The 8946-nt window shown below is 49.6% G+C and carries 9 protein-coding genes and 1 riboswitch; of the genes, 3 read left to right on the plus strand and 6 right to left on the minus strand.

What is annotated here, in order from left to right; all coding sequences use genetic code 11:
• The first annotated feature begins 206 nt into the window (after positions 1 to 206).
• Positions 207 to 1355 (plus strand): L-threonine dehydrogenase, encoded by a 1149-nt coding sequence (gene yiaY / locus CAG65_RS02955; RefSeq protein WP_161452070.1) that lies wholly within the window; start codon positions 207 to 209, stop codon positions 1353 to 1355.
• 94 nt (positions 1356 to 1449) lie between these two features.
• Positions 1450 to 2187: a dienelactone hydrolase family protein gene (locus tag CAG65_RS02960; protein WP_443098369.1), complete on the plus strand. Its 738-nt coding sequence runs from the start codon at positions 1450 to 1452 to the stop codon at positions 2185 to 2187.
• A gap of 41 nt (positions 2188 to 2228) precedes the next feature.
• Here CAG65_RS02960 and secF read toward each other — a convergent pair whose 3' ends face one another.
• The 4 genes from secF to CAG65_RS02980 form a co-directional block, all read right to left on the minus strand.
• The gene (gene secF / locus CAG65_RS02965; protein ID WP_161452074.1) at positions 2229 to 3131 is read right to left on the minus strand and encodes a protein translocase subunit SecF; all 903 of its coding nucleotides are present in this window, start codon (positions 3129 to 3131) and stop codon (positions 2229 to 2231) included.
• Positions 3132 to 3134: 3 nt separating this feature from the next.
• A complete protein-coding gene (secD, locus tag CAG65_RS02970) occupies positions 3135 to 4976 on the minus strand; it encodes a protein translocase subunit SecD (protein WP_161452076.1) in 1842 nt (613 codons plus the stop codon).
• Between the two features lie 91 nt (positions 4977 to 5067).
• Positions 5068 to 5535: a hypothetical protein gene (locus CAG65_RS02975; RefSeq protein ID WP_161452078.1), complete on the minus strand. Its 468-nt coding sequence runs from the start codon at positions 5533 to 5535 to the stop codon at positions 5068 to 5070.
• A 220-nt stretch (positions 5536 to 5755) separates the two neighbouring features.
• The gene (locus tag CAG65_RS02980; RefSeq protein ID WP_021705030.1) at positions 5756 to 6424 is read right to left on the minus strand and encodes a hypothetical protein; all 669 of its coding nucleotides are present in this window, start codon (positions 6422 to 6424) and stop codon (positions 5756 to 5758) included.
• Positions 6425 to 6504: 80 nt separating this feature from the next.
• On the opposite strand from CAG65_RS02980, the gene CAG65_RS02985 reads away from it, so the two are divergent.
• Positions 6505 to 7071, plus strand: a complete 567-nt coding sequence (locus tag CAG65_RS02985; protein WP_161452080.1) for a hypothetical protein — start codon at positions 6505 to 6507, stop codon at positions 7069 to 7071.
• Positions 7072 to 7074: 3 nt separating this feature from the next.
• On the opposite strand, the gene CAG65_RS02990 is transcribed toward CAG65_RS02985, so the two are convergent.
• Positions 7075 to 8049, minus strand: a complete 975-nt coding sequence (locus CAG65_RS02990) for a GGGtGRT protein (protein WP_161452082.1) — start codon at positions 8047 to 8049, stop codon at positions 7075 to 7077.
• Positions 8050 to 8064: 15 nt separating this feature from the next.
• Positions 8065 to 8757, minus strand: a complete 693-nt coding sequence (locus CAG65_RS02995; protein ID WP_161448162.1) for an iron-sulfur cluster assembly scaffold protein — start codon at positions 8755 to 8757, stop codon at positions 8065 to 8067.
• Positions 8758 to 8860: 103 nt separating this feature from the next.
• Positions 8861 to 8925, minus strand: a riboswitch (Fluoride riboswitch).
• Positions 8926 to 8946: the final 21 nt, after the last annotated feature.

The following is an 8946-nucleotide window of genomic DNA, read 5'->3' on the forward strand; positions in this document are numbered from 1 at the left end:
CTTTTTCCATTCTGTTTAACCATTTGATTAAAAGTATAATTTTAATCACTTGCGTTTAACAAACCACACACAATGTGCAACAAGACTCACATCACAAATATCACTATCTGTGAGTTTGACGTGCCAGAACTTGCCTCAGATCAAGCCTTTTTATCCACATTATATGCGAGCCTGTATGCATACATAAACACAGTGGAGCATTCTTAATGACAAGTGCATTTTTCATTCCTACGGTTAACCTGATGGGCGCAGGCTGTCTTAAAGACGCAGCAGACAGCATTCTGTCGCAAGGCTTTAAGAAAGGCCTGATCGTGACCGACAAAGTGCTCAATCAAATCGGCGTGGTGAAACAGGTTCAGGATCTGTTGGGCGATAGAGACGTCGATACCGTGGTTTTTGATGGCACCCAACCGAACCCAACCATAGGAAATGTTAACGACGGACTTAGCCTTCTGGCAGACAACGAATGTGACTTTGTTATCTCGCTGGGCGGTGGATCACCACACGATTGCGCAAAAGGCATTGCGCTGGTCGCCACCAATGGTGGTGCAATCGCCGATTATGAAGGTGTCGACCAGTCAGCAAAACCGATGCTGCCATTGGTGGCCATCAATACAACAGCGGGCACCGCGTCTGAAATGACACGATTTTGTATCATCACCGATGAAAAACGTCACATTAAAATGGCGATCGTCGATAAGCACACGACCCCACTGATGTCGGTCAATGACCCAGAACTGATGCTGGCGAAACCGGCTTCCCTGACCGCCGCGACGGGTATGGATGCACTGACTCACGCCGTAGAAGCCTATGTGTCAACGGCCGCTACGCCGATCACAGATGCGGTAGCGATAAAAGCGATTGAGCTGATTCAGGCCTACCTGCGCACCGCGGTGAAAAAAGGTGATGATATCGAAGCCCGCGAACAAATGGCGTACGCTCAATTTATGGCAGGTATGGCATTCAATAACGCCTCTCTGGGTTATGTGCATGCGATGGCACACCAACTTGGCGGCTTCTACGACCTGCCGCACGGTGTGTGCAATGCCATCTTGTTACCACACGTGCAACGATACAATGCCCAGGTGTGTCCTGAACGTCTGCGTGACGTAGCGAAAGCAATGGGTGTAAATGTCGATGCAATGTCGGCAGAACAAGGCGCAAACGCCGCAATCGACGCCATCGTTCAGTTAGCCAAAGATGTCGGTATCCCTGCGGGTATCGGTGAACTGGGCGCGAAAGCGGAAGACATTCCAACCCTGGCGGATAACGCACTCAAAGATGCCTGCGGTTTCACTAACCCGAAACAGGCTACTCACGACGAGATCAGTCAGATCTTTCAAGCGGCTATGTGATCTTACTCTATGCTATTAAGCCTCCCTCGGGAGGCTTTTTTGTTTTGCTCTACTGTTTGTTCAGGCACGTACTAAACTAGTCGGAACACAGGAGGTGATTATGCTTAAACCACTCGCACTCTCTTTGTCACTTTTGACAGCATCAGTACTGGCCGGAGAGAATCAGATTTACAATGTAAATGGTAGTGAATACGAGGGCTACTGGTCCAAAGTCAGCGACACTGCACCACTTGTTTTGTTGGTTCATGACTGGGATGGGCTGACCGACTACGAAGTGCAACGTTCGGAAATGCTCAATAAACTAGGCTATAACGTTTTCGCCGTCGATTTGTTTGGAAAAGGCGTTCGCCCGACCAAAGTCGAAGACAAACGTCAGCATACCGGCGAGCTTTACAAGGATCGCCAAAAGTTGCGAGCACTGATGCAAGGTAGCCTGGATTATGCCGCGAAGTTGAACGGCAGTGGCACGAATGTGGTCGTTATGGGGTATTGTTTTGGTGGTGCCGCAGTGCTTGAGTCCGCCCGAGCAGGCATGAACGCCAAAGGGTTTGTCACGTTTCACGGCGGACTGACAACCCCAGAAGGTCAATCGTATGCCGATGCTAAAGCGCCAATCCTGGTTTTCCATGGAACAGCCGATAGCGCCATCACCATGGATCAATTTGCCACGCTGGCCAGTGAACTGGAATCACAAGGCGTGAAGCATGAAATGATCACCTACAGTGGCGCGCCGCACGCCTTTACTGTATTTGGCAGTGAGCGTTATCGCAAAGATGCTGATGAAAAATCGTGGACCCGCTTTACGGAGTTTCTCGCCGCACAAACCCAGTAATGACAAAGCCCCGCTGTCGCGGGGCTTTCTGGCTTTTCTTGTTAAGGTGCGGTATCCACTTCTACTGGCATGTAGTGTTTCGGCTCCAGTTTAAACCACTCCGGCAAGATAGTACCGATTGAAATCGAAGACCAGGTACCGGAAATCACACCGATGAACATCGCAATTGCAAATCCTTCTAGTGGCCCGCCTCCCATGATCCATAGCGCAGCAATTGTCATCAAGGTGGTGCCCGATGTCACCATAGTACGCGAAAATGTCGCGATCACTGCCTGATCGTTGGTGTCTTTGGTCGGCGTCTTCGGCTTCGCCAATAAAAGCTCACGAATCCGGTCTGCAATGATAATGGAATCATTCAACGAATAACCGAGGATCGCCAGCACCGCCGCGAATACCGTAAGGTTGAACTCCATCTGTGACAACGCGAAGAAGCCGAGCACCAATACCACATCGTGGAACAATGCCAGTATTGCCCCGCTTGCTAAGCGCCATTCAAAACGGAAGCTCAGATAACCCAGAATACACAGCACACAGATAAGAAATGCCAGACCACCTTGATTGTAGAGATCCTGGCCAACCTGTGATCCCACCATACTATTGCTGATCACATCCACTTGATGCGACACCCCCTGAAGAATGTGGGTAATATCCGGGGTGGTTTGCCCTGCTTCTGGGATCGCATAGCGGATGATCCAGCGTCCGTCCTCATTCGAGTGTGTGACACTGGTAAACTCTCCAAGATCAGGCTTCAGCACCTGAGTCAGTTGCACGTTAGTCAGGGTCGGATCAACTTTCACTTCGGTCACCATACCACCCGTGAAATCCAGGCCCATATTCAGACCCCGTACGCCTAACGCCGCAAAAGAAATCACCATCAGCAGAATAGAGACCAATCCCGTCACGTAGCGAATTGGGCGAATGTGTCGTTTCAAATACTCAACCATGATTTATACCCTCACATCGCGGCGGCCATCGCGGCCCCAAACCAAGTTAATGATTGCCCGTGATGCGAACACACCACTGAACATACTGGTCAACAAACCCAATCCCAGCGTCAGGGCAAAGCCCTGAATAGGTCCGTTACCGATGGAGTAAAGAATGACGGCGGTAATCATGGTCGTGACGTTCGCGTCCAAAATAGTGCTGAATGCACTGTTGAAACCTTGATCGATCGACTGGGCAAAAGAGCGCCCTTCTTTGACCTTATCTTTTATCCGCTCAAAAATCAGCACGTTGGTATCCACTGCCATGCCGACAGTCAGTACCAGGCCCGCAATACCTGGCAACGTCAGTACCGCTCCCGGCAGCAACGCAATCATACCCAGCAAGCTCACCATATTGATCAGCAACGCGGTATTCGCAACCCAGCCTAAACGGCGGTACCACAAAGCCATGAAGGTCAGCGTCATCGCCATACCTAATGCCAGCGCCGCAAAACCGTTGTGAATATTCTCCGCCCCCAAAGACGCGCCGATTGTACGCTCTTCGACAATGGTTACAGGTGCGGTCAGAGAGCCAGCACGCAGTAACAGAGCCAGATTCTGCGCATCCTGCATAGAGCCAGCCCCCGTAATGCGGAACTGACTGCCCAGTTGAGACTGAATCGTTGCTACGCTGATCACACGTTCGCTGCGTTCTGTTTCGCCTTTCGCGTTGGTGGTGTATTCGCGGTACACCGTCGCCATTGGCTTACCAATGTGCTTACCGGAAAAATCACTCATGATTTTGCCACCAGCATGGTCGAGAGAAATGTTCACCTCGGAGAAACCCATTTTATCAACACCAGCACGCGCATTGACAATGTGTTCGCCAGTCAACACCGGACGCTTTGCCAGAACCACTTCACGACCATTGTTGTCTTTGAGGATCATGTCGTCATACGACTTGCCCTGAGACGGTTCTTTCGCTTCATGGAATGCCAGCGTAGCTGTCGCACCAATCACATTTTTTGCCTGAGACGGGTCTTGAACACCCGGCAATTCGATACGGATGCTGTGTTCGCCTTGACGCTGAACCAAGGCTTCCGTAATGCCCAGTTCCTCAATCCGATCACGCATAATCTTAAGGTTTTGCGTCAACGTGATGCTCTGGAACTCACTTTTGTTCTGTTGCGTCGGATTCACACTCAGGTGATCGGAATAGCGTTTCACATCCCAACCTGGATAGTTCTGTTTGAGGTACGTAGCTGATTTCGTCAGAGCGTCTGAAGAAATACTATTAAGATCAAAGCCATCCACGCCTACTTTCACAAACTGAACATTACGCACCCGTTCTTGACGAAGCATGTCGCGCATCTCATCAACCAGTGCATTGCGCTGATCTTCAAAGGCTTTGTCCACATCCACATTCAGCAGAAACTGAACACCTCCTCGCAGATCAAGGCCAAGTTTGATCGGGCTAAAACCCAGGTTGCTCAGCCATTGCGGTGCCACGGACACATAAGAGAACGAAATACTGTCATCTTTGTTCAACAGTTCGTCCAATGCCCCGCGTGCATGGGTTTGATCCGTTTCGTTATTGAATACCAGCGTGGTTTTCTCACCTTGTTGGGTGATGGTGTCTACATTGATGTTGCGATGAGCCAGATACTGGTTCACTTCTGTTACTGAACTCAACACTTTGCTGTTCTGTGACGCTGTCACCTGAATGGACGGTTTCTCACCGTACCAGGTCGGAATAGCGCTGAGTGTCAGGACAATAATTGTCGCAACCAGAACCACATACTTCCAAGCAGAATAGTGATTCATCAGACGAGCGCTCTTTGCCGTCTTTTTCGGAGTTTTCTTCATATACGTATAATCCCTCGATTGTTTATCGAGTGTTGTCTAAATCAGATTGAGATAAAGCCTGGCGCGGAAAACGCCACGTAAAGAGGAAAACTCAGTATTGACTGTTTAGCGCTACGTACAGTGCATTGGTTTCTTTCCAGCCAGCAATACGATGGCTTTGGGAAAACTGGTTGTCTGTCTCGTAATGAGGCGTGTCGATATCTGCGCGGTAGAGCCGATGTGCCGGCGCAATAGCGCTATTAATATCACTGCCATCGAAAGACGGAACATCGCCATCTTCCAAATGGCGGGAGCTCCAACGGTTAGCGTTAATGATACCAACGGCCGCGGAGTCAAATTCGGAATGAGAGCTGGGTGTTGACGACGGAGTTTGCGTTTCCCCACTCTGATCAAACAGAGCCTGAAAATCAATACTCCCCGGTAATACGTGTGACGGTTTAGTGCTGGACAGACGTGTCAATACATCGGATTCCGTCTGCGACAGGTACGCAGAAGCCTGCGAAGGTAAAACCATCGCCAGCAAGGTACAGAAGATGTATTTAATTAAGCGAAATGCCATTCACGCGGCCAATAAAAACCAAACCAGAATGCATAATAGATTTGCGCATTCATAGCGACAACTAAAAAGTTCTAAAATCTAACATTTCAATGGTGCAACATAGGTAAGTGTCTTAATTTTGAGCCAGAGCCGTTCAAAAGCTCGCCAAAAGTAAACGAAAGAGTGACTCAAAGACTGAAAGTCAAAGGCTCCGAACCTCTGATTATTCGCCCCTCAGTAATTAGCGAAAGAAAATTTCGCCTGTTTGAACATCGACATAAATCTTATTTGACACCTTGAAGCCGCCACAATAGACAAAGTACACGTAGCCATCACTGTATTTGACAGAAGTGACCCATCCTCCGAGCTCTTCAAAATCCGCTGGTGAGCAAGTTCCGTCTTGCAGCAATTTGTCGGTTGTTTTAATAAACATCTCTTCATAGAGATCAAAATCGTCTGAGCCGTTGATGTACCCGGTTATCGTCTCCCGACGCTCGGCTTCACTGATGATAGGCGGCGTTTCAAGTAAGGCATCCATCGGCACCCACTCCGCCACTTCCGGGCCGCCTTCTTCGTATACATAATAGGGCGAAATTCGGCCCCACCCGTCCTTTTGCTCGAGAATAATCAGCTTGTCACCACGATAATATTCGGTCTCAGCATAAGCATCATAATCCGGAGCTTCTCGCACACCTAACTGAGGAGAACCAACGTAATAGTCTGTTTTCACGACATCCGGTTGCGTTTTGACGACTTTCTTGCCTTTGTATTCGGTTGCTGGCGGTACAAGAGGCTCATTCTGACTGGCGTTTTGCGCGGCTTCCTTCGGTTTGAGATAAAACATGTAATACCCAGCAGCAGACGCAGCCAATCCGAGCACCAGCAAGACCAACATCACTATTTTTCTCATCGCTTCGCGTCTTCTTCCTGTTTATCTCAATCACACATCGCTCATCTATAATTAACTCAGATACACCTGCAGAGATAACTATGATCTGGCGACTACTTGTCCTTATAACGGCCACAGCGTTGATCACTTTACCGTCTCAAGCCAAAAGTGTGCAGTGTAATGAAAAAGAATGGAACAAAGCTCTTGCTGCACAAAAGCGAATTGACGACAGGTATAACTTTCATGCCAACAAATTCAACTTCTGGTTGTCTGCGTATCATCGCCAGGTTTTTCTCCATGATGAATTTTCCTCACAGGAACTGGTGTCTTTCTGGCAATCAGACAAACAACAGTGGCACCTAAAACTGGAAGGACAAATCCGGGCATCAAGAGCCGCTGCAGACAACATGAATATAGAGACGTTACAACTGCGTCAGATGACGCCTGCTATCCGTCTGATGGAGTCCAACTGGTTGTCTTTGAACCAAGCCTGCGAAGAACAAGGATTTGCGCTCAATATGATAACCAGCGCAGGTTATATACAAGTTAATCAAAAGCTGCGGCAAGAGGTGCAAAAGCTGATGGAAAAGCTGGAGTTTCTTCGTAGCCGGTATTCGCAAGAAGCTGAGAGTCTGGAAAATGCACGCCAACCCTCTCAGCATAACTAGTCGTTATTGATGCACTTGTTGTTCAACGGCGACGGCCAGTGCCACGGTCGCCCCTACCATCGGGTTGTTCCCCATACCAATGAACCCCATCATCGCCACATGCGCCGGCACCGATGAGCTGCCTGCAAACTGTGCATCGGCATGCATCCTGCCTAGCGTATCGGTCAAACCGTAAGACGCCGGACCTGCTGCCACATTATCTGGATGTAACGTTCTGCCGGTTCCACCACCTGAAGCGACAGAGAAATACCGCTTATTGAGCGCCGTGCACTCGGACTTATAGATACCAGCAACCGGATGTTGAAAACGGGTCGGGTTGGTTGAGTTCCCCGTGATACTGACATCCACTTGCTCGCAATGCATGATCGCCACACCTTCGCGCACATCGTCCGCCCCATAGCAAAGAATGTCTCCTCTGATACCTTTAGAGAAGCGCGTACGACTGACTTCAACAAGCGTTCCTGTATCGTAGTCGAATTCGGTCCGGACGTAAGTAAAACCATTGATGCGAGAGATTAAATACGCAGCATCTTTGCCCAATCCGTTAAGGATTACTTTCAATGGCATTTGTCGTGATTGATTGGCGTTTAACGCAATTTTTATCGCGCCTTTCGCCGCCGCGAATGATTCGTGCCCAGCCAGAAATGCGAAACACCGGGTCTGTTCATTAAGCAAACGAGCGGCCAGAGCCCCATGGCCCAGCCCAACTTGACGCTGTGCCGCCACACTGCCCGGTTTACAAAATGCCTGCAAACCTTCCCCAATAGCGATGGCCGCTTCTTCTGCTTTAGTTACCTGGCGCTGCAAGGCCAACGCGGTGCCGAGCGTGTACGCATCGCAGGCATTATCAAAGGCGATCGGCTGAGTCTCCAAAACTTGCTGCTTTGGATCGATGTCAAACGTCAGGCAGTATCGGTGCGCTTCTTCAATCGAAGAAAAATTCATGCTTTGCAGTAGTTGAGTCACTTGAGTATTCATTTTGTTCACCTTTGGTTACGCCTGACGAGGGTTAATGGTCATCGCCGCTTCATTGAACCGGCCATAGACTCCGACCGCATTTTGCATCGCCTCGTCAGCCGGGATACCTCGTTCGATGTCGGCCATCATTTTGCCCAGGTTAAGATATTGGTAACCGATCACTTCACTGCGTTCATCCAGTGCCAGTTTGGTGACGTAACCTTCCGCAAGCTCCATATAACGCACCCCTTTCAGACGCGTCGAGTAACTGGTTCCCACCTGACTACGCTGACTTTTGCCAAGATCCTCCAGTGCTGAACCTATCTCCAAACCATCTAGAGAGAACGCCGACTGACTGCGGCCGTAAACAAACTGCAAAAAGATTTCGCGCATCGCGACATTTATGGCATCACATACCAAGTCCGTATTCAGTGCTTCTAGAATGGTTTTACCGGTAAGAATTTCCGCCGCCATCGCCGCAGAGTGCGTCATACCCGAGCAGCCCACAGTTTCGACCAAGGCTTCTTCAATAATGCCTTGCTTTACGTTAAGCGTCAGTTTAGCCGCACCTTGTTGCGGAGCGCAGGTTCCGACTCCATGACTGAGACCTGAAATCGCAATGACGTCTTTAGGGCGTACCATTCGCCCCTCTACGGGGATCGGAGCAGACGGATGCAATTCGCCACGTTGAATCGGGCACATGGATTGGATTTCGGAAGAGTATTGCATGGCGTTTTCCTTTGGGTCAGGAAAACAAGTGCAGATGGCGGCATCTGGTTCCTACAGAAAATCGAGCAATATCCTTGCCCTTCCAACAGTTACACCTGTTTTCGTTTCTGTAGGAGTCATCAGCCCAAGCGGCGGTTAAATAGGTGGAACCCCATCACCTTGCTTAGGATGATAAGGCCAGTTTGCGTC

The organism is Vibrio sp. V39_P1S14PM300, assembly GCF_009904765.1.
Classification (GTDB): Bacteria; Pseudomonadota; Gammaproteobacteria; order Enterobacterales; family Vibrionaceae; genus Vibrio; species Vibrio proteolyticus.